At 48.9% G+C, this 26,946-nt stretch carries 26 protein-coding genes; 1 reads left to right on the top strand and 25 read right to left on the bottom strand.

The features are described 5' to 3' along the window. Positions 1 to 45 precede the first annotated feature (45 nt). The 3 genes from NYE70_RS17310 to NYE70_RS17320 form a co-directional block, all read right to left on the bottom strand. Positions 46 to 612, bottom strand: coding sequence for a hypothetical protein (locus NYE70_RS17310; protein WP_341047115.1), 567 nt, complete (start codon positions 610 to 612; stop codon positions 46 to 48). A gap of 52 nt (positions 613 to 664) precedes the next feature. Then, positions 665 to 1,231, bottom strand: a complete 567-nt coding sequence (locus tag NYE70_RS17315) for a hypothetical protein (protein ID WP_341047116.1) — start codon at positions 1,229 to 1,231, stop codon at positions 665 to 667. A 238-nt stretch (positions 1,232 to 1,469) separates the two neighbouring features. Beyond that, positions 1,470 to 1,955 (bottom strand): DUF6022 family protein, encoded by a 486-nt coding sequence (locus NYE70_RS17320; protein ID WP_290406505.1) that lies wholly within the window; start codon positions 1,953 to 1,955, stop codon positions 1,470 to 1,472. A gap of 154 nt (positions 1,956 to 2,109) precedes the next feature. On the opposite strand from NYE70_RS17320, the gene NYE70_RS17325 reads away from it, so the two are divergent. After that, positions 2,110 to 2,814, top strand: coding sequence for a MerR family transcriptional regulator (locus NYE70_RS17325; protein WP_341047121.1), 705 nt, complete (start codon positions 2,110 to 2,112; stop codon positions 2,812 to 2,814). Here the strand turns inward: NYE70_RS17325 and NYE70_RS17330 are convergent. The 22 genes from NYE70_RS17330 to NYE70_RS17435 all read right to left on the bottom strand — a co-directional run bounded on the left by NYE70_RS17330 (position 2,793) and on the right by NYE70_RS17435 (position 26,735). Continuing rightward, entirely contained in the window at positions 2,793 to 3,128 is a 336-nt protein-coding gene (locus tag NYE70_RS17330; RefSeq protein WP_341047123.1) for a thioredoxin family protein, read from the bottom strand. The genes NYE70_RS17325 and NYE70_RS17330 overlap by 22 nt on opposite strands. 76 nt (positions 3,129 to 3,204) lie before the next feature. Beyond that, positions 3,205 to 3,621 carry a VOC family protein gene (locus NYE70_RS17335; RefSeq protein WP_341047125.1) on the bottom strand — a complete coding sequence of 139 codons (417 nt, stop codon included), beginning with the start codon at positions 3,619 to 3,621 and terminating at the stop codon, positions 3,205 to 3,207. A gap of 20 nt (positions 3,622 to 3,641) precedes the next feature. Next, entirely contained in the window at positions 3,642 to 4,067 is a 426-nt protein-coding gene (locus tag NYE70_RS17340) for an SRPBCC family protein (RefSeq protein ID WP_211025035.1), read from the bottom strand. A 71-nt stretch (positions 4,068 to 4,138) separates the two neighbouring features. Then, positions 4,139 to 5,143 (bottom strand): sigma-70 family RNA polymerase sigma factor, encoded by a 1,005-nt coding sequence (locus NYE70_RS17345; protein ID WP_211025036.1) that lies wholly within the window; start codon positions 5,141 to 5,143, stop codon positions 4,139 to 4,141. A gap of 68 nt (positions 5,144 to 5,211) precedes the next feature. After that, positions 5,212 to 6,831: a xylulokinase gene (locus tag NYE70_RS17350; RefSeq protein WP_341047127.1), complete on the bottom strand. Its 1,620-nt coding sequence runs from the start codon at positions 6,829 to 6,831 to the stop codon at positions 5,212 to 5,214. A gap of 97 nt (positions 6,832 to 6,928) precedes the next feature. Then, positions 6,929 to 8,122, bottom strand: coding sequence for a sugar ABC transporter permease (locus NYE70_RS17355; RefSeq protein WP_341047129.1), 1,194 nt, complete (start codon positions 8,120 to 8,122; stop codon positions 6,929 to 6,931). A gap of 1 nt (position 8,123) precedes the next feature. Beyond that, positions 8,124 to 9,635, bottom strand: coding sequence for a xylose ABC transporter ATP-binding protein (locus NYE70_RS17360; RefSeq protein WP_282103193.1), 1,512 nt, complete (start codon positions 9,633 to 9,635; stop codon positions 8,124 to 8,126). Positions 9,636 to 9,706: 71 nt separating this feature from the next. Further along, complete coding sequence (gene xylF, locus NYE70_RS17365; RefSeq protein ID WP_211025044.1) at positions 9,707 to 10,810, bottom strand: D-xylose ABC transporter substrate-binding protein; 1,104 nt, start codon at positions 10,808 to 10,810, stop codon at positions 9,707 to 9,709. Positions 10,811 to 10,995: 185 nt separating this feature from the next. After that, the gene (locus tag NYE70_RS17370; protein WP_211025046.1) at positions 10,996 to 12,576 is read right to left on the bottom strand and encodes a helix-turn-helix domain-containing protein; all 1,581 of its coding nucleotides are present in this window, start codon (positions 12,574 to 12,576) and stop codon (positions 10,996 to 10,998) included. Between the two features lie 19 nt (positions 12,577 to 12,595). Beyond that, positions 12,596 to 14,032, bottom strand: coding sequence for a sensor histidine kinase (locus NYE70_RS17375; RefSeq protein WP_211025048.1), 1,437 nt, complete (start codon positions 14,030 to 14,032; stop codon positions 12,596 to 12,598). Continuing rightward, complete coding sequence (locus tag NYE70_RS17380; protein WP_341047134.1) at positions 14,029 to 14,925, bottom strand: sugar-binding protein; 897 nt, start codon at positions 14,923 to 14,925, stop codon at positions 14,029 to 14,031. Before NYE70_RS17380 ends, NYE70_RS17375 begins: the two co-directional genes overlap by 4 nt. 485 nt (positions 14,926 to 15,410) lie before the next feature. Continuing rightward, positions 15,411 to 16,388 (bottom strand): NAD(P)H-dependent flavin oxidoreductase, encoded by a 978-nt coding sequence (locus NYE70_RS17385; protein ID WP_341047135.1) that lies wholly within the window; start codon positions 16,386 to 16,388, stop codon positions 15,411 to 15,413. Between the two features lie 31 nt (positions 16,389 to 16,419). Continuing rightward, on the bottom strand, positions 16,420 to 17,220 hold the full coding sequence (locus tag NYE70_RS17390) for an energy-coupling factor transporter transmembrane component T family protein (RefSeq protein ID WP_341047137.1): 801 nt from the start codon (positions 17,218 to 17,220) through the stop codon (positions 16,420 to 16,422). Next, complete coding sequence (locus NYE70_RS17395) at positions 17,210 to 18,070, bottom strand: ATP-binding cassette domain-containing protein (RefSeq protein WP_341047138.1); 861 nt, start codon at positions 18,068 to 18,070, stop codon at positions 17,210 to 17,212. Before NYE70_RS17395 ends, NYE70_RS17390 begins: the two co-directional genes overlap by 11 nt. Beyond that, positions 18,055 to 18,855: an energy-coupling factor transporter ATPase gene (locus tag NYE70_RS17400; protein ID WP_341047140.1), complete on the bottom strand. Its 801-nt coding sequence runs from the start codon at positions 18,853 to 18,855 to the stop codon at positions 18,055 to 18,057. The genes NYE70_RS17395 and NYE70_RS17400 overlap by 16 nt, the downstream gene beginning before the upstream one ends. After that, positions 18,856 to 19,677 (bottom strand): SDR family NAD(P)-dependent oxidoreductase, encoded by an 822-nt coding sequence (locus NYE70_RS17405; protein WP_341047142.1) that lies wholly within the window; start codon positions 19,675 to 19,677, stop codon positions 18,856 to 18,858. Beyond that, entirely contained in the window at positions 19,674 to 20,033 is a 360-nt protein-coding gene (locus tag NYE70_RS17410; protein ID WP_341047144.1) for a MaoC family dehydratase, read from the bottom strand. Before NYE70_RS17410 ends, NYE70_RS17405 begins: the two co-directional genes overlap by 4 nt. Continuing rightward, positions 20,030 to 20,407 (bottom strand): FAS1-like dehydratase domain-containing protein, encoded by a 378-nt coding sequence (locus tag NYE70_RS17415; protein WP_341047146.1) that lies wholly within the window; start codon positions 20,405 to 20,407, stop codon positions 20,030 to 20,032. The genes NYE70_RS17410 and NYE70_RS17415 overlap by 4 nt, the downstream gene beginning before the upstream one ends. Then, positions 20,404 to 21,555, bottom strand: coding sequence for a thiolase family protein (locus NYE70_RS17420; RefSeq protein ID WP_341047148.1), 1,152 nt, complete (start codon positions 21,553 to 21,555; stop codon positions 20,404 to 20,406). Before NYE70_RS17420 ends, NYE70_RS17415 begins: the two co-directional genes overlap by 4 nt. After that, positions 21,552 to 23,042, bottom strand: a complete 1,491-nt coding sequence (locus NYE70_RS17425) for a class I adenylate-forming enzyme family protein (protein WP_341047150.1) — start codon at positions 23,040 to 23,042, stop codon at positions 21,552 to 21,554. The genes NYE70_RS17420 and NYE70_RS17425 overlap by 4 nt, the downstream gene beginning before the upstream one ends. A 37-nt stretch (positions 23,043 to 23,079) precedes the next feature. Continuing rightward, complete coding sequence (locus NYE70_RS17430) at positions 23,080 to 23,628, bottom strand: biotin transporter BioY (protein ID WP_341047151.1); 549 nt, start codon at positions 23,626 to 23,628, stop codon at positions 23,080 to 23,082. A gap of 203 nt (positions 23,629 to 23,831) precedes the next feature. After that, entirely contained in the window at positions 23,832 to 26,735 is a 2,904-nt protein-coding gene (locus NYE70_RS17435) for a glycosyl hydrolase 115 family protein (protein WP_341047152.1), read from the bottom strand. Positions 26,736 to 26,946: the final 211 nt, after the last annotated feature.

Below are 26,946 nucleotides of genomic sequence, written 5' to 3' on the forward strand. Positions count from 1 at the left end.
CAAGCCAGGCTTCTCTTGCGTCGGTTTCATGACCATCCCCCTCTTTTACAATGGATATGGCGGGGCTTTTTCCGCGGCGATGTTGTCCGGATGAGGTTCGGTTAGCTCATAATCATGCATGCGGAGAAGGATATACTCAATTTCTTCTAACGGCATTTGCAATTGTTGGCTGACCTCATAAAGCCCCGTATCCTGCGCAAGCAGCTTCCTTGCCCTATTAATCTTTCCATCCAGCCAATTGTTTTCGTGCATCCAATTCTTTAAGCGGGTCAATAATTGATTTTGTGTTTGCTTATCTGCGTGCTGTTTATATTTCGCAACGGACTCTGACATGTAATCATAGAGATACATACCTAATGCTTCGCGTTGTTCATTTTTGGACATCCGTTGATACTGCTCATAGATGATGCTGATGTCCAGATATAGAACATGATCCTTGCTGTCAAAGCGTCGGAATGTTTTTCGGTCGTAACTTTCAGGTAAAACACGCAGTATAAGATAAATATCATACGGAAACTCCCATGTTCCTGCCAATTCCACTAACGGCAGCAGTTCGTCTCTCAATTGACCGACGCATGTTCCATGGGTATCTAATGAGAAATCCAGCCTCATTTCTGCCTCCTAGGACCATTTTCAAATAAAGTAGGAGTCCTTAATCGCCCATTCAAAATTCATACTTCACAAATCGCTCTCTTAGATCTTCTTCATACGGGATCCACTCCGCATCGCTCCATAAAGACATCCCCGCAAGCTCCGACAGCTTATTTACCGCCTGTTCCGGGCTAGTAATCTCTATAAGCTCATCAAGCTCCTCCTTACGGAGACCCAAGACTTCCCCCAAGTAGTCATCTTGAAGACGTTCTTCCCGGAGTTCTTCATATTCTTCTCTCGTCCATGGCTCGCAAAAGATTCTTTCGGCTTGTATCTCTCCGTGCGCGAACATCGACAATTCGAGTATTTCCTCATTCATATATCCGATGGTCATGATGGGATCATCGATCAACCGGGACAACGTTAGACCGATTTTCTTCACCGTCCCCCATACAAAATATTCATGGAGCACGCTGATCCAATTCTCATTGCTTTCGCTTATGTACATGACAACCTTGGTCTCCCGCACCTCCTCTTCACCTAGGACTTTGGGGTGCCTTTCGATCAACTCTCTTAGGGCTTCGACCGTCTTCTCCGGATTGTTCGACTTCATATGCAAATTTGCAAATGATCTTCCCACAGGATAACCTCCTAGAACCAAGGATATTTTATGCTCATTACTTAAATATTGATGTATTTGATATGTATCTAATTTCCATTATAGAGATCGTTTGTCCCAAATCCTACCTACTTATTACCTGGATTCTGGAAATTAATGCGAGTCACTACCTCATGGAATAAGAGAGTGCAAAAAAAGAGTCGCACCCAGATTGGGGCAACTCTTTAAATTTAGCATTGGTTTTTCGGTAAATTTATTCTTATTCCTTGATCCGTCGAATTCCTTGGGCGATAGGTTCCCTCTCGTACTCTCTTAGCGAATATAGTACAGGCGCCGCAGGAATGTCGAACTTCAGATGCGAATGAGGAATTTCCATCAGTAAAGTGCCAATCGGTTGTTGACTATTCTTACTGCGGATCACATTCCAGAAAATTCGGGATCTATGATCTTCGGTTCCCCATTTTTCAAGCGAGTTGCGAAATAGCAGACAGTTCCCGATCACGAAATCATCCTCTTTGAGGGGCTCCGTGACTTCGAACCCGGCGTCTTCAAGACCTTCAAACAATGCGGGCATCAACCGGTCCAAATAGCGGCCATAGGCGGCGTCCTCAATTTCTTGAAAAGCGATCGTTAACTCATCGAGCATCGAATCGTATAATGCCTTCCATACCAGATCGATATACTGATTTCCTATCTCGCAAATCTCCTCGATGGTCATGTCGTGACGGAATACTGGTTTTGTCATACTTATTCCTCCTTGAAATGGATTATCTCCATCATACGACATGCAAGCCAATTGGAAGGTTTAGGATATACAAGTGAAGGATTTCAATAGGATAACCAGAATAACATTACAAGGGTTTTAATGTTTATGTATTTTATTACGAAGGCGGGATAGCATGGACTTTCGACCAAAAAAACTGGCTGAAAAATACGGATTAAGCGCCAACACCTTGCGGAACTATGAAGCGAAGGGGTTAATTCCTCCTGCGGATCGATCCGCAAATGGATACCGTATATATACGGAACGGCATGAGGCTTATCTGGCATGTATTCAAGCCATGGCTTCCGCATTCGGTATGGAGGTAACGAGCGAGGTGATGCATTGCCTTGGGCGAAGTGAATTGGACGAGGCATTGTGGATCGTCAGAGATAAGGAGGTCATGCTCCATCGGGAAAAAGCAAGCCTGGATCAACTCGTAAGGGAGCTGAAATCGTATTCCGAAGACAATCAAGCATACGACTTTAAGCAACAGTTCAGCATCGACGAGGTTTCCAGAAGGACGGGGGCTCCTAAATCCGCAATCCGTTACTGGGAGAAAACCGGTCTGTTCACTGCGGGGCGAGATCCTGATAACGAATATCGTCTATATCATGAGGCGCACCTTTTTAAAATCAGAATGATTCAGGTACTCCAGAGCTCCGTTTATTCCGAGGAAACCGTGAACTTGAAAAGATCTATTGCAATCATGGAACTGGAAAACATCGAGCATGCGATGAGGATTTCTGAAAATATCCGTGCTTACCTGCACAAAACGATCCAGCTCCAGATGCGGGCTGTCTATTTTCTTTACCGCCTAATTCATCCCGTCGCTAAATCATAAATTTTGCGGATTTTCTCGTCCAGCAGATCCAGATGCACGATTCTCGCTTCACGGATATACTCTTTCTCCTCCACATAAAGCAATAATACGGGCGCAGTGAAAACAGAAAAGCTCCCCGCGACCGCCGGAACTTCTTGCGCATTGATCGTCCCGAGTTGAATATCCGGGTATTTCGTTAGTAATTTCTGCACCTGCGGCTGCAATGCATGACAAACACTACAGCCCGTCATCGTGATATAGAGAAACGATAACCGATGGCGTCCTATAAATTCATATGCCGATTCGACACTCGTTAATATTTCGAATTCTCGCATAGGTCTCTCTCCAATCATCAAACAAGTATTGAAAAAGGCCTCCCCGCTAAGAGGGCGGCCTTCTTCTATATTAACCCTAAACTTCCGTATATATTTGAAAGGTAACTCCGAATTTGTCCGTGACATCCCCAAATCCAGGGCTAAACGGCTCTTCCTTAAACGGCATATTGACTTGGCCGTCTTGCCGCAGGGCCTCGAAGAAGCGCTTTGACGTTTCCACGTCGTTCGTTGTAATACAAATGGTAACCTTTTTACCGCTGGCAATAGGCGAACCAAACGGATCATCGGAAAACATAAGTTCCGCTTCGCCTACTTGCACCTTTGCGTTGGCCACCAGGCTCTTCAGTTCTTCATTAAAAGTATTGGACATGTCCGGCATATCTCCGTAAGTAATGATGGAAACAACCTTAGCGCCGATCGCCTGTTCATAAAACTGAATAGCTTCCCTGGCTCTTCCCTCTAATGTGATATATGGGGTGAGTTTTACTGCCATCGACTGTACCTCCTTTATACTTAGGATTCTTCCGTGTACTTTTTGAAATTGTTCATAATCGCTTGCCAGCCCGCTTGCTGGACCTCAACCGGATGTGTGCTTTCGGCGTCAAAAGTTTCGACGACCTTGGTTTCACTGCCCTGAGCCGTAAAGGTAATGTCCACCCTTCTCCCGTCTCCCATCGTATATGAAATCAATTCATGCGTTTTCACTTCGTCATATACACCGCCCATATCAAACCCCATGCTGCCATCCTTGGCTTCCATCCGGGTCAAAAACTTGCCGCCGGCCCGCAAATCATTCTCTGCCCTCGGGGCATGCCAGTCTTCGGAAGCCTGGTTCCATTTCGTAATGTGCTCCGGCTCCGTCCAACAGTTCCATACCTTTTCAATAGGCGCCTGAACGACTGCCTCGACAGTTACCTTCGTCGGATTACTTGTTCCCATTTCAAAAACACCTCGCTAATTTTCTCGTTTTTTTAGTTTTCAATAATATAGACGTACTTCATATTCGAATTTCATCGGTCGATTTGCTCCGGAAGTCCAAATCGTGAAAATAATTTGGCGTTAATGAAATTTTGGAGGTGGACGATCTTCCCGTCTTTGACTTCAATGACGTGAATTCCCCAAGGGACCAGGACGGATGCTTCAGGACCCGGCATGTACTGGGCAAAAGCCGGATAGCCGCCGTTTACCGTGACCGGCAAAAAGCGGGAGCCCTCGCAATGCCATCGGGTAAGCGAGAAAAACTTGAACAAATCGTCCTTGCCCTGCACCCACATGGCAAACGGCGGCATGGACATGCAGCCTTCCTCATGGAATAACGCAACCAGGGCATCGATATCGAATTGTTCAAAGGCATCCACATACCGTGACAGCAGCTCATGATCAGGTTCGGCATCCACCGTCCGGCTGAGCTCTTCAGAACGGAGCCGGGTTCGGTTCATCGTCTCCCTGGCTCTTTGCAGGGCACTGTTTACGGCGGCCGGCGACATCCCCAAAGTTTCCGCGATCTCTTTGGAGGACCAGTCGAACACATCCTTCAAAATAAGCACGGCACGTTGGCGCGGAGGCAAGGCTTGCAAGAGCGCGATGAAGGCGAGCTGCAGGGTGTCTTTGCGAATAAGCGCTTCTTCGGGATTCTCCCCCAAATCGGGGGTAAGCCAGATCCAGGAAGAGTCCGGCAATGTTTCACTGGGTGGGATGATGGAGACCGCCGGATCCGACAGATCGACGGGCAGGGTACGGCGTTTGGCTTGTCTTAGTTTGTCCAAACACAAGTTGGAGGCAATCCGATAAATCCACGTTTTGTGTGACGATTCCTGCCTGAATGAATTCCAGCTTTGCCAAACACGGATGTAGGTTTCCTGAACCGCATCGTCTGCGTCTTCGATGGACCCCAACATTCGGTAACAAAATGAGGTTAATTCCGGCTTTAAATGATCCAGTAACTGCAGATCCAGTGCCGCATCGCTCATAGCAGCCTCCTTTTGACGAGGAAATAGATTTGTGCTTTTTGTCATAGTTTACCACAGGAGGGTTCGGAGATCATGATTATCGGTTTACCGTAGGCAGATTCCATGGTGGTTTGTTACTTCTTCCAATTCTCCACAAAGTAATCTACCGCAGCCTGCTCAATTGCTAGACCTTTTGTATAACGCTCCATAAACAAAGCAAAACCATTCACGTCCGTGCTGTTAGGGTATACCTCTTGCCCTTCTGTATCCGCATCAATGAATACTTTAGTGGTAAGGTAATCAGCTAAATTCTCGTGCTGCTCCTTATTAACCATATATGAAGCCAAAATGGCCATCCCCCATGCGCCGCCCTCACCAGCGGTAGACATGACAGAAACAGGGACATTCAGTGCCGCAGCACACATTTTTTGGCCAACCAGCGGCGTTTTAAACAACCCGCCATGCGCCAGAATCCGGTCAATCGTTACATTCTCCTTCTGTGTCAAAATATCCATCCCAAGCTTTAGTGCAGCAAACGCGGTGAACAGATGTACTCTTATAAAGTTTGCCAGATTGAAGCAGCTTTCCGGAGAACGAACGAACAGCGGACGACCCTTGGCAAGCCCGGTAATGTTCTCGCCAGAATAGTAGCCGAAGCTCAGCAACCCGCCCCCGTCAGCGTCTGCTTCCAGCGCTTTGTTGAACAGGACGCTGAATAGCTGATTCATATCCGTTTTCAGTCCCATTGCTTCACTAAATTCACGGAACAAGCCGACCCATGCATTAATATCGCTCGAACAGTTATTAGCTAGAACCATACCGACAGGGCTGCCATCCGGTGTAGTCACGATATCAATCTCAGGATACACCGCGGATAAGTCTTTCTCTAGGACAAACATGGCAAATATCGACGTGCCTACGGAAATGTTGCCTGTACATTTTTTGATACTGTTCGTAGCGACCATGCCGGTTCCGGCATCGCCCTCTGGAGGACATAATGGAATACCTGCTTGAAGGTTGCCTGATGGATCTAATAGTCGGGCACCAGCTTCACTGAGAAAGCCAGCGGCTTCACCTGCAGTATATACTTTAGGTAAAATATCCTTTAGATTCCACGGGTAGCCTTTATCGGCGATTAAATCGTCAAACAGCTTGACCATATCTTCATTGTATTGCTGTGCAGATATATCGATCGGGAACATCCCTGAGGCATCCCCCATGCCAAGAGCCTTGGAACCGGTCAACAGCCAATGAATGTAACCCGACAAAGTCGTAATATAATCTATGTTAGGGACATGCTCTTCATCGTTTAAAATCGCTTGATACAAATGTGCGATGCTCCAGCGTTGGGGAATTTTAAAATTGAATTTCTCAGTTAACTCCGTTGCAGCAATACTCGTTGTGGCATTGCGCCACGTACGGAACGGAACCAGTAGCTCCCCCGCATGATCAAGTGCGATATAGCCCTGCATCATGGCGGAACATCCGATGGATCCGATTTTTTGCAATGTTACACCATAATTATTAGCGACCTTTTGCCTTAGTTGATCATAGGTTTCTTGCAACCCGATAATCACTTCATTAAGATCGTAGGTCCAATAACCGCCGATCAATTGATTTTCCCACTCATAACTGCTGGATCCGATTGTTTTAAAATGGTGATCCATCAGCACAGCCTTGATACGGGTAGATCCAAATTCGATGCCAAGCGAGGTCTCTCCCCTGACTATCGCTTCTTTTATATTTTGGTCCACGGTGACGTTCTCCTCTCTAAAATAAGTATAAGAGGCTAGCCCCCTTGCTTCGGTGATCTAAGGGGCAGCCTCTTCCTATAAGCCATATGAGTGAGTCCTACTTTACTCCCTTTCGGCGGTTAGAGATATCAAGCCAAACGGCGATAACCAGGATGGAGCCCTTAACTACGTACTGCCAGAAGGATTCCAACCCCATGAGTGACATCCCGTTATCGAGGGTGGTCATCACCAATGCGCCTATAATGGCACCTATGACGGTACCGACCCCGCCCATCAGTGAGGTTCCACCGATGACGCAAGCGGCAATAGCGTCCATCTCCGCCATATTGCCGGCAGTGATGGTCGCAGAAGCTAGGCGGGAAGTCAGGACGATGGCCGCAATCGAAGCGAGCAGTCCGTTTAGTACAAAGATCAGCATCGTCTTCCGCTTAATAGGAATACCCGACAAGCGGGCAGCCTCCATATTCCCTCCAATGGCATAAATATGACGTCCAAAGGTGGTCTTAGTTGAAATAAAGTAGAAAATGATCGCCAATACAATAACGAAGATAATAGGAAAAGGAATCCCCTTGTAATTGTTCATGACGAATACAAACGATCCTACCAGGAGTGACAGGAAGAAGACCTTGATGATATCCACGCCGAGCGGCGCAACCTCGAAGCCGTATTTTTGCCGGGAGCTTCGCTTCCTATAGGCACTCCACAGAAGGAATCCCACGGCCAGCAAACCGATCACGATACCGAACCCTTTAGCAAAATAAGCATTTCCCAGCAATCCAAGCACCGGATCGGATATGGGAATTGTCTTCGACTCGGTGACACCCATTAACACGCCACGGAACACCATCATGCCACCCAAAGTGACGATGAAAGCAGGAATTGCTTTGTAAGCCACGAGCCATCCTTGAAGCAGACCCAGTACCGCTCCGGCAGCCATGGTTGCAAGAATGACGATAATCGCCGGCAGTCCCAGCCAATTACTCAGTATAGCGGCTATGCCTCCGGTCAAACCTACGATCGAACCTACTGAAAGATCGATATGAGCCGCTACAATGACCAGTACCATCCCAATAGCCAATATGGAAGTCACGGACATTTGGGTGAATAGATTAGATAAGTTTCGCGAGGTCAAAAAGGTAGGATTCAGAATACCGAACAGGACCCACAGCAATACCAACGCCCCTACCATGGTATATGCACGTACGTCCATTTCACCAAACAAGCTGCTCCAGAGTGACTTTCGGGTCGCAGGGACATCTCTTCGATCTTGAAGTTCCTTTTGAAGCTGCATATTATTTACCTCCCGCGGCGGCTATCATGATATTCTCTTGGGTAGCCTCACGCCAATGAAATTCCTTCACAAGTTCCCCTTCGCACATCACCATAATCCGGTCGCTCATGCCAAGCACCTCCGGCAACTCCGAGGAAATCATAATAATGGCTACACCCTGATCTACCAGCCGATTCATTAAATTGTAGATTTCGTATTTCGCTCCAACGTCAATCCCCCGGGTAGGTTCGTCCATAATCAGGATTTTCGGATCGGACATCAGCCATTTTCCAAGTACAACCTTCTGCTGATTTCCTCCCGAAAGGGTGCCTACCAACGTTTCCAACGAAGATGTTTTCGTCTTTAACTCCTGCACATACTGGCGTCCCCACTTGATCTCTTCATTCTCGTTAATAACACCAAGCTTCGATACCTTGCCCATCGCAGCCATCGTAGTATTTCGTTTCACATCCATGCCCATCACTAGTCCTTGGCGTTTGCGGTCTTCCGTCACTAGAGCAATCCCTGCTTTGATGGCTTCAGCAACGGATCTGATCCTTACCGCTTTCCCTTCGATTCGTACATCTCCCTCAGCCCTGCCTTCATAAGCCCCAAAAAGGCTGCTCGCCAACTCGGTTCGTCCCGCACCCATCAGTCCGGCGATTCCAAGAATCTCCCCTTTACGCAATGTGAAGTGGATATCCCTAAGCACTCTTTGATTACGCTTTTCAGGATGCCATACGTTATAATGGCTTACCTCAAGCACGGTATTTCCCGGTATATGATCAACTCGCGGATATCTCTCCGTCAGTTCCCGGCCCACCATGAGGGATACAACCTTATCATCATCCGTCTCCTCACGATCCAGAGTCGCTATCGTGCGCCCATCACGGAGTACCGTGATGGAATCTGCAAGAGCAAAGACCTCGGGCATTTTGTGCGAGATATATACACAGGAAACGCCCTCACTGCGCAGCTGATTCAATATCCCCATCAGGATGGAGACTTCACTTTCAGTCAAAGCCGCTGTCGGTTCGTCCAGAATCAGAATTTTCGTATGCTTGGAAAGTGCCTTTGCGATTTCAACGAGTTGCTGCTGTCCGATCCCCAGATGGCCGATTTTGACGTTTGGGGAAATATTCAACCCTACCTTTTTCAACCACACAGAGGCGTTATGGTACAATTCATCCCACTGAATCACCCCGTGCCTGCACGGCTCGGCTCCCAGAAAGATATTCTCGCCTACCGTCATCTCCTTGACGAGGGCAAGCTCCTGATGAATGATGGCGATCCCGGCTTTCTCAGCATCCGATATTTGCTGGAACTGCCTGCTTTGTCCCTCAATAATAATCTCCCCACTATAGGTTCCTGCCGGATAGAGGCCGCTTAACACTTTCATAAGCGTTGACTTCCCGGCCCCATTCTCCCCGCAAAGAGCATGGATCTCTCCCTTCCTGACCTTAAAATTCACACGGTCCAGGGCCTTAACTCCAGGGAATTCCTTGGTGATATCCGACATTTCTAATACATGCATCATTTCCGCACCCTTTCTGACCAGGAATCAGCAGAGAGCGGAACCCTAAGGTTCCGCACCCTTGCACCTAGTTATTGTTTGGGCCATTGGTCCTTAGGAACGTTCTTGTATACATCCTCCAGCTTGTGGAATCCATCTTCGATAAGGACGTTTAAATTGTCCTTGTTCACCGCAATCGGGTCGAGCAGCACGGAAGGAACATCAATCTTCCCATTGTTTACAGTCTTTTCAGTAGTGATCTTTTCGCCCTTGGCCGCAGCCATTGCCATCTCCGCAGCTTCTGTTGCGATCGCATTAATCGGCTTATACACGGTCATCAGCTGGGTGCCTTCCGCAATCCGTTGTACGGCGGCTAAATCCGCATCCTGGCCGGATACCGGAATTTTGCCGGCCATCCCCTGAGCGGTTAAGGCTTGAATCGAACCCCCTGCAGTTCCATCGTTGGCTGCAACCACGCCTTGAACATCATTGTTGTTCGCAGTTAGCGCATTTTCCATATTTTTAAGGGCCTCTTCCGGTTTCCAGTCCTTGGAGAACTGGTCATAGACAATCTTGATATCCCCTTTCTCTTCAAGAGGCTTCAGAATATTCATGGCCCCTTCCTTGAACATATGGGCATTGTTGTCCGTATCGGCTCCGCCGATATAAACGATGTTGCCTTTCGGTGCCTTTTCGATCACCGCTTTCGCCTGGAATTCCCCTACCCGTACATTGTCAAAAGAAATATAGTAGTCCACATCCGCGTTATTAATCAGACGGTCGTAAGCGATAACCTTGATTCCTTCTTTGTGCGCTTTTTCCACAATCGGCGCTGTGGCTTCAGCATTGTGGGCAATAACGACAAGAACGTTTACTCCCTGAGATATTAATTGCTCCGCCTGGCTCATTTGCGTAGCATCGTCCCCGTTGGCCGCGAGCACCTTAACCTCGCCTCCGAGCTCTTCTACTTTAGCGGTGAAAATATCGCGGTCCTTTTGCCAACGTTCCTCTTTCAAAGTGTCCATCGACATTCCGATAACAATTTTGTCTCCGTCTTTCGCGGCCGTCTTTTCCTTATTTCCGGTATCCCCATTGGAGACCAATCCACAGCCTGCAAGTGATAATGCCAATAATAGAGCTGCCCCTAGACGAAAAACTTGACCGTACTTTCTCACTCTTTCATCTCCCCTTTTCATCAGCTGAAATAATTGGTTGCGCTTACAAAAAAAGCTTAGCACGGGAGTGATTTCGGCGGCGTGTTCATTTCCAGCACTTCTTTCCTCTCCATCTTCATTTCTTTGCTTCCTCCTGGAAAGAAGGCCACTTGCGTTTTTATTTACAGGACAATTTGGTTATAAAGCACAAAAAAGTCCTTGTTGGTTTAACAAGGACTTTTCTTCTCGATTTGCTGCCGATATTCGCTTGGCGTAATTCCTGTCGCTTTCTTGAAGACCCTGCTAAAATAATTAGGGTCCTTATAACCTACCTCGTAGCATATCTCTTTTAAACTGAGACTTTGTTCCACAATCAATTTCTTAGCCTCCTTAATGCGAAGCCCGGTGACATGATCGATAAAAGTCTCTCCTGCATGCTGCTTGAATAATTTACTGAAATAATGAGGGCTAAGATTCACGTATTCCGCAATGTGCTCCATCGAGATGTCTTTCTTATACTTTTGCTCAATATAGAGAAGCGCCCTCCGGAATACATGTGAACGACTCTGCTCCCGCTCTTCCATCAAACCATCGATGAAAGAATCGAGCCAATATAGGGCCGTTTTACGAAGAACTTCGCGATCCTCTACTACACTCAGGGTTCTAATCAGATTAGCACTTTCACCAGATTGAACCGCGCGGCACAGAAACATCAGAAGCCCTATGACCTCTGCGCGCAAGGTAGCCAATGAACCGAAACTCTTCTCTTCCAAGATGGAATATAAAGAGCTAAGTCTCTCTGCGCTTTCCTGTTTATTATGCCGCAGCAAAGCATCCAAGAGCTTCTTCTCGTCATCCAGTGAGATCTTCGTCTGCCCTGAGCTGAGGAGCATATCATCGTAATGCCGTACATTCAGGAGTACGCTATCCTCCGCGCAAACCCGAACGGCTTCCCGGTAGGATCGGCTGATTCCGTCCCAGCCCTCCTGAACCGATCCAATCCCAATGGAAAGAGACAACTGGAATCTCTCCTCGATAATCCCCCTAATACGCTCACCCCATTCCAGGGAAATAATACGCTGGGAATAACCGTGCCTGCCGGGTGGAAGAGGAATGAATAAAGCCATCTGATGTCCAACGATAGGCCCGACAATCGGGGACAAATTGGGCTTCGTGAAATGCTTAACCGCTTCATAGATGTCCCGCTTGAGCAGTTGAAATTCGTCCCACTCCTTTTTGGATTTCCTGAAAAAAGATAATACCATCGCATAGCCCTTATACCACTGTATATCTAACAGACTTGCAAGCTGTTCAAGCTCCACCTCTTGCACCGACTCCAGCATGAGCATAAGAGAGAGCTCGTTCTCGGCTAGCGGAATCAGCTGCGACAGTTTCTCCTGAAGCTCTAATTGCTCATTACGCACACGCTTCTCTTCTTCCTTTTCCGCAACTAACAGCTGTAATACGTGGAGTATTTCCTCCGGCCTTGCCGGCTTAAGCAGATAATCTCTGACTCCTAGAGCCAGGCCCTCTTTCGCGTAAGAGAAGTAATCGTGAGCCGTGATCATCACAATTTTGGTTGAGGGAACTAGGGCAGCAATATGACGTACAGCTTCAAGCCCTTGAATTCCCGGCATCTTAATATCCATAAAGATAAAATCAGGCCGTTCCTCTTCCGTAATCTGAATGGCCTTTCGTCCGTTTTCCGCATGAAGGAAATGAAAGGTGTCCGGCATAAGATGCCTGATCATCAGCTCAAGACCCTCCCGCTCCAGCGCTTCGTCATCTGCAATAAGTAAGCTGAACATGAGCTATCATCCTTTCTTGTCATGTGGTTACCGTACGAAAGGGAATCCTGAAGAATATAGCGGTTCCTTTTCCCTGGGTGCTATCTATTTCGATGCGCTGCTCTCCGTTGAAGAATAAATGCAGTCTTTTGAATACATTGTGTGTCCCTAGTCCAGTAGATTGGCCTCTCCTGCCAAAGCTGGAGGATTCCTCCCGGAAAGATCTGAGAAGCAGTTCTACCGTTTCCTTGCTCATACCCACGCCGTTATCTCGAATCTCAATTCCTACACCTTCATCCTCATATTGAATGGTAAGCCTGAGCTCGCCGCCCTCTTCCATCTGCTCTATCCCATGTAAGAATGCATTCTCCAGAATAGGCTGCAGAGTCAGACATGGAACCATTCCATCCAGTGCTCTCTCATCAATTTCCATGACAAAAGAAATCCGGTCACGAAACCGCGCCCTCTGAATGTTGATATATTCGGTCACATGTTCGACTTCTTCACGTAACGGTACCGCTTGGTCCAGCTTTTGCAGGTTATATCTCAATAGCCGGGATACCGATACCGTAAGATAGCTTGTCTCGGTAGCCCCCTCGATATATGCCAACTTGGTAATCGCATTAAGAGTATTAAACAGAAAATGCGGATTAATTTGGCTCTGAAGCATCTTTAGCTCCAGCTCCTTAACGAGACGGTCCTTCTCCAGACTTTTCATGTTATCAGCCATTAAGCTTTGAATATTATCGATCATGCTATTAAAGGTTCGGCACAAGATGCTAATCTCATCATTGTTAATGCTTTCCGGCGCCTTGGTGTCCATTCGCCCCTTCGATATTAACTTGGCCGTTGCCACCAGCCGCCGAATCGGCCCCGTTATGCTATTCGACAGCCATATGGCCAGAATGATACTAAGGACAGCGACCGTAACAACCAGTTGGGTCCCTAGCGTATTCAATTTGTCCGTGGTAGACATAATCTCCTGATAAATCGGCTTGTACTGATCGAGCTCGATATCGACTAATCCCTGAGCCTCCTCGCGTATAAAGCGTTCGGTCTTCTCCGCTTCGATGTAAGCTCCTGCCATAGTATTCGAATCTTGATCGTCGATCTTGCCAATCATAGTCTCAACTTGCTCCAAAAACGTATCAATAATATTTCGATAATTTACAAGCGGCAGATCGCTGCCGCCAATCGTTTCTAGTCCATCGAGCTCTTGTCTTAACTGCTGAACACTGCTCAGGTGCTGTTCCACTTCAGGAAGGCTATCCGCATCGACTTGCATAATAAAACGGTTCATCGATCGCATAATCTCCCCGACCTCATAGGACACTTCCTTATACAATAAAATACGATTCATCATTAAATGATAGCTCTCCTGCACACTTTTTCCGCTTTGGAACAAGAAAAAGGAAACCGTGCTCATCAAGACTACCAGGAACGGAATACAAACCAACAGCTTTTGGCGGATACTCACAGGCCTTCTCCCTTCTGGGCATTCTGCTTATCTAACACCATTACCTCTGTGTAATATTCAGACAGCAAGGCTTTTCCTTGGAAATGATCGTTAAGCAGCTTGACTGCTGTATCCCCCATTAAAAATGGCTGCTGTGCTATAGTCGCCTTAATTTCACCCCTGAGAATGCCGTCTAGCGTCTCTTCCTGATTATCAAAGCCAATGATCGTAAGAGCATCCCGTTTCAAGCTCTTCGCAGCCTGTAGGACACCCAGGGCATCTGTTGCACTGGTACCCACCATGATCGTAATGTCCGGGTGCATCTCCAGCATGCCCGCCGCTTGCTGAATCGCCTCCATATGTGAAATGTTGGAGCTGCGGACATCCACAATCTCCAGATCCTCGTATTGTCTAACAATGTTTTCTAGCCCTTGCAGCCGCTGCAATTGGTTCTCGGCAAGCTCACTCCCAATAATGACGCCTATTTTTCCAGTTCCGCCTGAAGTTTCTACAACAAGACGCCCCATGCTTTCGCCTGCCGCCTCGTTATCCGTACCTACATAAGCCAGTCTCTTGCTAGCTGGTGCATCCGTATCGATAGTTATAACAGGAATTCCACGCTGTACAGCTTTATCGATGACTGGAGTAAACCTCTCCTCGTTCAGACCTTGGACAATGATTGCATCCACTCGGGCAGCAATCGCTTTTTCAAGCAAGTTAATCTGCTCATCCATATTGTTGCGAACCGGACCGGTAAATTCAATATCTATTCCATACCTTTCTGCGGCCTTCTCTGCACCCTTCTCAACCATTTCCCAATAAGGATGATACCTTTCCTGCTCAATTAGTACGATGTGATAACGGTGTCCCGAATCTCCGGGATGACCATGTAATTCCTGAACAATGCTACCCATCTTTCCGGATTGGCGTGCAAATCCAATAAATTCATACGATAGTAATATTATTAGTATTACAGCCACACAAGATAGCCACTTTTTATTCATACTTATTCACCTCACTCATACCCCAATCAACATTGGCAGCGTTTTCAATTTAAAGTTAGGAAACGAATTGAGCGCATTGATTAGTTGTTTCCCCCGGATTCAGAAATGGCCTAGCATGAGCCGCTGCGCACTCGGTTCGGGTGTATCCAGGTTAATGGAGCAAGAAGTGAGGTGCTGAATTCTAATTCTGTATCTCTATAATCCGACGCGGGGTATTTAGAACAAGGCCGGCCATCAGTGAAACAATGCCGGGAGCCTTTTCTAGTTTTGTTCCTCACTCTGAAATTATTATTTTATTGTACTACAAAATGTAAGAAGTTCAATTTGGAGGGATGGGTAAAAGAGTACATTCTCGGGGATGGCTTCCATGGTATTAAATGTACCAAGAAGCCTTTTTATTCATCGGGGGAGTCTCCTGCTGTCCATTTGCGGCGTATTTCTTCCGCCTCTATAACCATTCTCTGAATCAGTTCAGACACTTCCGGAATATCATGGATCAGGCCGACGGCTTGCCCGGCCCAACCGAAGCCTTCTTCCTGAATGCCATCATAAATCCAGCGCCTGTTGACCTCCCCGCTGATATAAGGTTTCAGCGCTTCATAATCTGTATTCTTACGTTCAAGCTCAAGAATCTTATCGGTCACAGGGCTTCGCAGCGCCCGGGCAGGAAACCCGATGGAACGTTTGATAACCACGGTATCCGCCGAGGACGCCTCGACCAAGGCATTCTTGTAAGAAGAGGAGGCGTGCAGGCATTCCCGGGTGCCAATAAACCTCGTTCCCATCACGATTCCCTCCGCTCCCAGAGCAAGAGCAGCCATCCAGCCGCGGCCGTCTCCAATTCCTCCTGAAGCGATCACGGGAATACGGACCGCATCCACGACCTGGGGAACGAGAACCATCGTTCCTACTTCATCACGGCCCAGGTGCCCTCCTCCTTCGTGTCCGACAACGATGACTGCGGAGGCGCCGAGCTGCTCTGCTTTTTGAGCCTGCATCCGGGATGAGACAAGTACCAGGGTCTTTAGATTTGCTGACTGCAATACAGGCAAAAGAGGCGCAGGATTGCCTCCTGTAAGGGTAACTGCTGCAACCTGTTCCTCTATAGCTATCCGCAGTCTCTCCTCGAGGTCGCCCCGGTGCATACCGATGGCAAAGTTGACGCCAAAAGGCTTGTCGGTCAGAGTACGAGTACGTTTGATTTCACTCCGCAGGGCTTTGGCATCCGGCAGACTCATCGCTGTAATCTGGCCGAATCCGCCGGCATTGGAGACCGCCGCCGCCAGATCGGAGTAGGCCAAATAAGCAAGCCCTCCTTGAATGATCGGGTACTTGATCTTAAGAAGTTCGGTCAAACGCGTATTCCAATCCATTAGAATCCCTCCGTATCCTGCATCCGCGACATCAGCCGTATATCCGAATGAGGAGCATCATCAACACAAATATAACCGTAAACAAGGCTGCAACCAAGTCGCTCCGCTTAAATTCCAGCTGCCTGTAAGAAGTTCTTCCCTTTCCGGTTCCGAAAGCCCTCGCATCGATCGCATAGGACAGCTGCTCCGCACGTTGGATGGTCGTGGCAAACAGCGGAACAAGAATCGGAATATAGGCAAACACACGTTTAAATCCGGGAATAGACCTGATATCATATCCTCTGGCCTGCTGGGCCAGAATGATGCGGTCCATCTCCTGAATAATAGTAGGTATAAAGCGGATCGCGATTCCTATCATTAAAGAATAGGTTTCCGTCGGGAAGCCTGCTCTAGACAGCGGCTTTAGCAGTTTTTCAAGGCCTTGCGCCAAAACTAACGGTTTGGTAGTTGCCGTAAGGACAGACGCGATCAGAACCAGTAGAATAATCCGCCAGACGGTAATCGTCCCCTTCGTAAGCCCCTCTTCCGTCAGCTTGATGAAGGACCAGGACCATATCACCGTATCTCCTGTAAGCAGAACATGGTACAGAAAAGTAAAGATCAGTACCAACAGTAGCGGCTTCAATCCTCTGGCAAACCAGCCAAGCCGGATTCCGGACATCCGCAGCAACATCCCAACCAAGACGGTTGCTGCCAAATAACTGGCGAAGGATTTGAGCAGAAGGAAGCTCAGCATGATAACGAGCAGACTCAGCAATTTAGTCCTCTGGTCCAAGCGGTGAAGCACCGAATCCGTTTCCGTGAATTGACCCATTATGATTTTATTCGTCATGATGAAGACCCCTTGCTTCCCAGACCAAACGTACTTTATCGAAAATATCCCGCTCCCTGCAGCTATCCACTTCAATCGTGCGGCCCGATAATTCCTCTACCAGCCTGAGCAACTGAACAGGCTCGGGCAGAGGTAATCCCGCCCGCCTCAAGATTTCCGTGTTCTTCATAAACAAAGTGCCCGGGTCCGAGTGCCCCAAGAGCTGTCCCTCGTGAAACACCATCACCTCGTCCGAGTACTCGGCAACATCCTCCATTTGATGAGAAATAAACAGAACGGTACGATGGTTCGCTTGCTGCCATTCTCGTAACATCTGCAGCAGAGCATGTCTGCTCAAGGGGTCAAGTCCGGCTGTCGGTTCATCCAATATTAGAAGCTTTGGATCCGTGATCAACACCGAGGCAATAGCAACGCGCCTTTTCTGTCCCCCGCTTAAAACCAGGGGAGAGGCCGAAAGAATTTCGGCGGGTAAGCCTACCTGTCTTAATACAGGTTCCAAAGCCTCCTCGATTCTGCCCCGGGAATGTCCCAGCATTTTCGGTCCAAAGGTCAACTCCTTATAAACCGTGGTTTCAAATATTTGCTGCTCCGGATACTGAAACACATAACCGATCTCCCGGACGGCCTTCATGCGTCCTTTGCTGTCTCCGGGCAGCGGCTGCCGGTGAAGGGTATATTCACCTTTATAGGCAGGGATCAGCCCTTTGATCACTTTGGCAAAGGTCGACTTGCCCGCTCCAGTCGGCCCAATGATCGAAATCCATTTTCCTTCCTGCAGTGAGCAGCTTATGTCCCGGAGAACCTCCCGCCCTGCGAGACTCACGCTTACCTGTTTTAACTCGTAGGCCATTGGGTGCGGATCATCTCCTTCCAGTCGGCTTTCAGCCCGGTGTTTAAACCAAGAGCACGTTGCAGCCTTACGGCAAAGGGCTGATCCAATGGATGATCCGCAAGCGTTCCCGTTCGAAACAGCTCGGGCGGAGTTCCGTCAAATGCAATGGCCCCGCCATTCAGAAGCAGGACCCGTTCCGCCTCCAGCACCTCGTCCATATGGTGAGTGATATGGATGATCGTCATGCCTTGCCGATGGAGTTCATGCATCACCGACAGGACCTGACTTCTTCCCTGCGGATCAAGCATAGAAGTAGCTTCATCAAAGACAAGGATACGGGGACGCATGGCCAGAATCGACGCGATAGCGGTACGCTGCTTCTGCCCGCCGGACAGCTCATGCGGCATCGCTTCCGCATAATCCTTCATTTGGACAGCCCGCAATGCCTGTTTTGCACGGACGCTCATTTCTTCTCTGGGGACACGGAGATTCTCTAACCCGAATACCACCTCGTCCAAAACGGAAGTGGTAATAAATTGATCGTCCGGACTTTGAAAGACAAGCCCCACCTGCTCCCGAATCTTGATCAAATTATCGGTATTCCGCGTGCTCAGAGGCCCAAGGCGCACTTCTCCTTCCCTCGGCTGCAGCAATCCATTCATTAACCGGGCCAGCGTGGATTTGCCGCTCCCGTTTCCCCCCACAATAGCTACGAATTCGCCCTCCTGAATCTCGAAGCTCACAGAAGCGAGGAGGGGCTGCCCTTTACGATAATAATAATGAACCTGGTCGAAAATAAGCATCTATTGCTTCTCCTCCCGATGCTTCCATGCTGTAAAGAAATTCTCGGCTCCACCATTCACGGTCAAGACGGGCAGCGGCTTCTGCCAGCGGGTGATTTGGGAGCCATTAACGCCAAAGACTTCTCCGGTCAGATCCAGGTCCTCCTGCTCCAGAAGCAGACCCACAAACCGGGCTACATCATCCGCTTCGCCAACCTGCCAGAATGCCGGTAAGGGCTCATTCCGTTTTGCGTGCTTGTCCTTTAAATATTCAATAACAGGGCGAGTCATATCGGTCAGAGCGGCAGGAGCAATCGCATTAATCCTGATCCGATCCCGCCGCAATTCGGCTGCGAGCGTCCATACCATCCCGAGTATGCCGGCTTTGGCGGCGCTATAATTGACCTGACCTACAGAGCCCTTTAGTCCCGCCGTTGAAGTCATCAGCAGAATGTTTCCCCCTTGAGGGGCCATAAGAGGAAGAACGCGCTGAATACAGTAAAAAGCCCCATTCAAGTGAACATCCAGCACCGAATTCCACTCTGGATCCGTCATCTGTCCGCATTTGCGATCCTGTAAATTACCGGCATTGTGAATCAAGACATCAATGGCGCCATATCGCGCCGCAACCATCTCTACCATTGTCGAAACTGCAGAAGGGTCCGCTACATTAGCACAAAAGCCCTCGGCTACGCCTCCCCTTTGGCGAATTCCCTCGACAACGGCGTCGATCCGTTCTTCATGCAAGCCATTCACCGCAACCTGATAGCCGTTACGCCCGAGTTCCAATGCGATGCTGCGGCCAATCCCTCTGCTTGCTCCGGTAATCAACGCTGTCCTCATAGGGACAATCCCCCCTCTTTCACGGAAAAAACACCCGTAGCGATAACCTCCCCAGCTTCGTCTTCTGCGGTAACCTTAACTTGAATTTCACCGTTACAAGCTTCATAGGAAAAGCACGCCCATGTTCCCTGCACGAGCGGCCTGTGAAACTTCATGCTATAAGACTGAATCCAGTGGGTAGGATGCTCTGCCAAGTAAATCGACTGTGCCAATCCCATAACATACATCCCATGGGCAATCGGAGCTTGGTACCCGGCTTGTCTTGCAGCTTCGGCCTGAATATGAATCGGGGCTTGATCCCCGGTAATATCGGCATATTCCGTAATTGCCGCTGCAGTAATCAGCTTTCTCATCATTTGTCACCTACCGAGATCAACACCGTTTCCACGGTCACAATGCGTTTACCGGCGCAGGTGCAGATCAGGGAATGCGTATATAGAGTCAAAGCGCCCTGACGACCGGTCTTGTTCTCGACCCGGGTTAAAGATAGATCGCAATCCAGCTCCATACCTGCCGTCAGCGGCGCCTCATAGTGGAATTGTTGGGTTCCGTGAATCAGCGGCTCCGGCATATGGAGCCAAGGGGCGTCGGCTATTTTCCAGAACGTAATCGGCATGGTTGAAGGTGCGACTAATGCTGCGCCTATTCGCTGCAACGGCGCTTCAATAGAAGCTGCATATTTGACGATTGCCTCCTCGGACAGATGCACCCGAAATCGAAGGTTGTTCATTCAAACGCCTCCACCAAAACGGCAAGTCCCATTCCTCCGCCAATCCCCAATGTGGCTATCCCCCGTTTAAAAGGGTTCTGCAGCATCTCAGCGAATAAACGGGTAATCAGGATGGCGCCCGATGCTCCATAAGGATGACCTAAGGCCAACGCACCGCCTCCGGGATTCACCTTGTCCTGTGGAATTTGCAGCTCTCCCAGCGACGCCAGAACCTGGGAAGCAAAAGCTTCATTGAACTCGATCACGTCCAAATCGGTTATACCGAGTTGCCGGCGGCTTAGCAGTCTGTTTACGGCCGGAACAGGACCGAGCCCCAAATATTCGGGGTCCACTCCTGCCGCCTGCGCATCCACGAAGCGTAACACTGGCCGCAGATTTAGCTGCTCGCATTTATCGCGCGACATGAGCAGCACCAGAGCCGCCCCGTCATTTACGGGACAGGCATTGCCGGCGGTGACGGTGCCTTGGTCCAAAAAGACCGGCTTCAGCCTTTGCAATTTATCCAGGCTGGTATCCGCCCTTGGACATTCATCCTCGGCGACCCAATGTCCGTTCACTTGAAGAGGCACAATCTCCTGCCGAAACCGGCCTGTCTGCTTGGCGCGAACAGCCTTCCGATGGCTGTTCAAGGCGTACAGATCTTGCTCTTCTCTGGAAATCCCATACTTCCGGGCTACATTTTCCGCGGCCAGACCCATATCCGGGTCACCATAAACGCTTGGTGTAAAGGGAGCGCGTGTATACAGCCGGGGTGTGCCTGTAAGTGTCTCGGGCTTAAACATTTTCCAGGGTGCACGGCTAGTGCTCTCGACCCCGCCCGCCAGGTACACCTCTCCCGCTCCACTCTGAATGAGACGGGCAGCCAAATGAATAGCTTCCAGTCCCGACCCGCACTGGCGATCAATCGTCAGACCCGGTACGGTGACGGGAAGTCCGGCTTCCAGGGCGGCAACCCTTGCAATATTCCCCCCGGGTCCTACCACATTGCCGATAATTACATCATCAATCCATTCCGGGGGCACCTGCGACTCCGAGACGATGTGGCGAATTACCGGCGCAAGCAGTTGCTCCGGCTCAAGTGTACTGAATTGACCGCCAATTTTGCCGATGGGCGTCCGTTTTGCCATGACCATTACAACCTCTGTCATTTCGCCACTTCTTTCAAGACATATTCTCTCATCTGCCGACGTGCGATCTTCCCGCTGCTTGTATAAATGAACCGATCTACGCTGATCAGCTGCTTGGGAGCCTTATAACTTGCCAAATAGTTGCGGCAGTGGCCCTTCACTTCATCCAGACTCAAACGTTGATCTCCTTGCCACTGAATAACTGCAGTTATTCTCTCCCCCCAGCGTTCATCCGGCACTCCCAATATCATAACTTCCTGAATAGCGGGAAGCTGCTGCAATACCGTCTCCACTTCTTCGGGGAAAACATTCAAGCCGCCGGTGATCATCCTGTTTTTGGAGCGCCCGGCCAAGTATAAATATCCATCCTGATCGACGGACATATAATCTCCCGTAGTAAGCCACCCATCCTGGAATACCGCAGCCGTCTCCTCGTCTAACCGATAATAGCCCCGGAACACCATACCGCTTCGAACATAGAGCTGCCCCGTCTCTCCAGCGGGAACCTCCTGATCCTGCTCATTACGAATCGATAGTTCTACCCCGGGAAACGGGCGTCCGACCGACCCGGGTCTACTTGTCTCATAAACGTCCATATAACTGATATAACTAGCCTCGGAAGAGCCATAGTATTCATACAGCCTTGATTGTTCGAAAACTTCCCGGCACTTCTGCTTCGACTGCTCCGACCACTTGCCGCCTGAGCTGATCAGAGCTTGAATGGATGCTCTTCCGGGATTAGCCTGTTGCAGTAATGACTCAATCATCGTAGGTACGACAAACAAGATCATATCAGGAACCGCTGTGCATCGCTCCAGCACCTCATCCGCATGAAATTGCTCGACGAGATGGAAGGTGGCGCCAAAGTACAGACTTTGCATCAAGGCAAATAACGATAAGGAGTGAACAAGCGGACCGGGGGCCATACAATGCTGCATATCGAGCCGGAATGCTTCCCTCGTGGCTTCAAAGCTTGTTAGCCAGGACAGCGGAGTGCGCATAAATCCCTTTGGAACACCAGTAGTTCCCGAAGTAAAACCGATGAACAACAACTCATTACCGGCCTCCGGTTCGGCTTCCGGCGCGAAGGAGGCTACCCACGAGTCATAGTCACCCGAGTTTCCCTCAGATAACGTGATGATTTCAACTCGCCCGGCCGGTCCGTAAGACGAACCAATATGCTGGGAATAAGCCTCTTCCGCAAAAATAATCCCCGGTTCACACTGCCGTAACACGGCGTTTATTTCAATCGGGCTCCATTTGGGGTCCATAGGCACAGGGACATAACCTGCGTAGACAGCCCCTAGAAAAATCTCCACAAACTCCACCCGATTGCCGGTCAGTATCGCAACATTTCGGCGGGTATGGCCGCCTTGCTTCAGACCGTTAGCAACTCTCCGGACCCGCTGTGCCAATGCCGAATAAGTAAGGCTGCCCCGGTTATGGGCGATGGCGATCCGATCCGGAATTCGTGAAGAATGACGTATAAGAAAGGTTAATAAATTCATTTAGGTGATCACCTGCTTAAAGAATAATCCTTACGAGCTAGTGCGCCTTCTCTTCAATAGGACTGATCGCTCTCAACTGGAATGCCACCACCGCCGCTATAACCGCTTTAATAATATCGCCCGGCAGATAGACTGCCGAACCGATTAGTCCTGCCCAGATGGAGGTATGCGTGATCAGTGCCATAACAGGAGCTCCAATCAAGCTGACCAAGAGAACGCCAAACAGAATATTAATGGTCAGCAGCTTCCACATTCTTAGCTTGGGCCAAATCTTCTCCGAAGCGTAACCAATCAGAAAGGCAGCGATCGGCCAGCTGAATATGTACCCTGCAGACGGTCCCACGAGTGGAGCCACCCCCCCGCGGCCGCCCGACAAGATCGGCAAACCTATAGCCACCAGGACGATAAACAAGATTAAGCTCATCGCGGCCGGTTTTTTCCCTAAAAAGCAGCCCGCAAGCATAACACCAAGCGTCTGTGCGGTCACAGGGACCGGAATAAAGCCTAATGGAATCGGCGGAATCATTCCAAGTACAGCCATGAATGCGGTAAACAATGCAGCATAAACAATTTCCTTAGTCTTCAATTTGGGCTACCTCCGTTTTGTTAATTGGCTATCAGAATCGGCTGGAATCTAATTACAGCAACGTTGCGCAAATGAATTATAGTCTCTTAAATTCTCTATTGTCAACCATATTAAATTTTTAGGTTTACAATTAAAACATCCCATTTACCCACAGGAATATTTACTTCGGAATTAGAAAAGGGATGCCTCGGCATCCCTTTCGTCTAACCCTTTTTACCTGTGTAGTAGGTTTCTGTTGGCCCCAGGTAACTGTCCGCAGGCTTCTTTCCTGCCGGATAGATGACCAGCTTTTCCAAGACAAACCCTGGACTTACAGCAAAAATCCTCAAGGTATTCAATCCTGCCGAACAGCTTGCTGTCGTGCTGCGTCTGCGAATGTGATTCAGTACGCCTTGCGCCCAATTCCAGTCATCCACCCGATACCCCTCAGGAAGTGCATTGACGACGTTAATCGCTTCCTCGTTCACTTGAATCCCGTAGCGCAGCGTTCCGTCATTGGTAACCGGATTCGATGGCTGCATGTAGAGCTCCACATCATACAATCCGCCTTCCTCAACGGCAAAACGATACTCCAGATATGGTGCGTCCTTCCCTGCGGTAAAGTATTGCGTGGTTGGATAAGCCTTCACGGCGGATAAGGTTTTGCCATAACCCTCAATCACTTCAAATCTGCTGACGTCCCCATTTTGACGGGGTGCTTCCTGGTTCAGAGCATAATGCTCAGCCTCGATGGAAATGTACCCCTTCGTGTCCACAAAGGTCATATCAGGCAGCTCACTGTAATCATGTTGGGCTGCATTGACGACGATCGTGCAGGAACCCAGCGGCATTTGTATGGAAATATACCCTTCTGTCTCGCCCTTCATCGCACTACGGTCAATACGTACTTGTATAACTTCCGTCGTATTCTCGTTTCCATCCAGGGTGCCGCCTGTCTTCGAGCAGGTTAGCCACGGATCATCACATGTAATCTTATACTCCGCAGGAAGGTCACTGATGCTCGATATAGTGAAAGAGGCTTCCTCCACATCCGGCTGCAAAAAGTCGTCCATCCCTAATTTGTTAATATGCCAGGAGCTTCCTTCACTGCGCTGGGTCGTTCCATCCACCGTCACCAGCAATCTGGGTTTATTGGCAGGCAGTACATTCATGAGAATCGGATTCTGAGCTTCGTCCTCATTCCATTGCGTGAAGCCGATATGCTCGGAAAGCCCCATGCCATACCACTTGCCGCCCTCTATTGCATGAAACTCCGCCACAAGCTCTCTGTCTCTTTTCAAGCACGCTCTTATTTGTTCGGTAAGCTTATTGGCTTCCATCTCTCCAAGCTTTGCTTTGTAATGGTTTTTGCCGGTGAGCAGCCACATCTTCTGTAAATTGAGATTGCCTACAACCGGATAATACACTAACGCATAATAAGCAGATAAATGCGCTTCATCTACCCTCTTGTATAGTTCATCCGCCAGTCCCAACAGATCATCGATTCGCTGTAACAATTCATCACTTTCTTTGTAATTCACGGGATGGTATACATTTGAATTCATATGTTCCGGCCTGCGAATATGCGCAATCTTGGTATAACCGGTCAAGAGATCAAAGATCTTGCTCCGATCCCGCTCGCTCCACCCGTAGGAAAATTGTCTTTGAATCCATTGCTTCGTATATAAATCTGTCTTGTTAATGGCCTGGGTTCCCCATTTTTCAAAGTCATAGGCCAAATCAAGGAAATAAGATAGCGGAAACTCCTGCGTGCCAATATCGCCCACATTGACGATCCAAAGATCGCGGATTCCAAAATCGTAAGCCATCGTCATCTGCTCCCAAATTTTCGGGAGGTAGGAACTGTTAATCCATTCGTAAGAGATCGGACCGCCATGGTAATCAAAATGATAATACATGCCGTAACCGCCTTTATGGCTGCGCATCTCTTCCGTCGGCAAGGTCCGGAGATTCCCATGATTATCATCGCAGAGCATTAAAATGACGTCCTCCAGCTCCTCGGAGTTGATCAGCCCCGGCGTGTCCTTATCACCATAGAAGAAAGGCTCCACCTCTTTATATAAAGCCAGCATTCTTGGAACTTCCGAAAGGTTTGAATACACATTTTCCCGGATCAGCCGGTTTTGCGTCTGCAGCACCTCTCGCAGCAGCTGGATATTGTCCGCAAGTGTAGCTCCTTTTCCCATGATAGCCGTATCCGCCTCGCCGCGCATGCCGACCGTAATCACACTCTCAAATTTGCCGCTCCGTTTCAGGCCGTCTTCCCAGAATCTCGTAATCCCTTCTCTGTTCTTGATGAAATTCCAGGCATCGCCATAGATCGAATCCTTCCCGCGGAGATATTTATACTCCTCCCCATAACGCAAACAGGGCTCATGATGGGACGCTCCCATGACGACTCCATACTCATCCGCTAATTCCGCATTGGCCAAGCCCGGTCCGTCATCATAAAAACGGGCAGACCACATCGCAGGCCAGAGATAGTTTCCTTTCAACCTCAGCAGCAGTTCAAACACTTGCTCATACATTTTTGCATTAAAACCGCCGAAATTGGTCGTAGTCCAATTGCCAAAGGCCGGCCATTCATCATTGATAAAAAAGCCGCGGTATCGAACGGACGGTTCCTTTGAGATATATTTCAAATCCTCACTTAGAGAGAAGGATTCCTTCCGCTCCGGCTTCACGTTCGCCCAATTTACCAATGGGGAAACCCCAAGCCGCTCGGACAGATGAAAAAGGCCGTAAATTGTGCCGCGTTTATCGCTTCCCGCGATCACCAACGCCTTCTCAACGCCGTCAAAGGGACGATCAATGACTTGGAATAAAAAAACCTCCCGCTTCCCTTTGATTTCGGACAAATCAATCAACCTGTTCTCTTCGAGCTCAAGCAGCATAGGACTGTGGCCCACTGTTCCGTACAGAACCACATTGGTTCCCAGTTGATTTCTGTCTGTAGTTGCTTGCGGGGCATATCCAAAGACCTGCTCCATATCCTGCATAACCTTCTGGGCTATCTTATTCACACCGCTAAACGCTTCCTCTTCCCGGTAAAATAAAGCATCCGATACGGATGGGCTCTGATTTGTAGCGCTTTCATTTTTTGGCATCCGCCAAGTAATAGTAAATTCCATAAGACTTCCTTTCTGCTGTTATTCATGCAGCGTATGCTTCTAGAATTTTTATTACAGCAAGTATACAAAGATCCGATATTAAAAGATATGTATCTATGCAAGATGGATTCTTGTAAATTTCACATGTTTTTATACGAATCCCTACGATCCATTGCAAGCTTAAACCCGTTGACCTTGGATGACAGCG

Origin of the sequence: Paenibacillus sp. FSL R5-0407 (assembly GCF_038009185.1) — a bacterium.
GTDB classification, from domain to species: domain Bacteria; phylum Bacillota; class Bacilli; order Paenibacillales; family Paenibacillaceae; genus Fontibacillus; species Fontibacillus vini.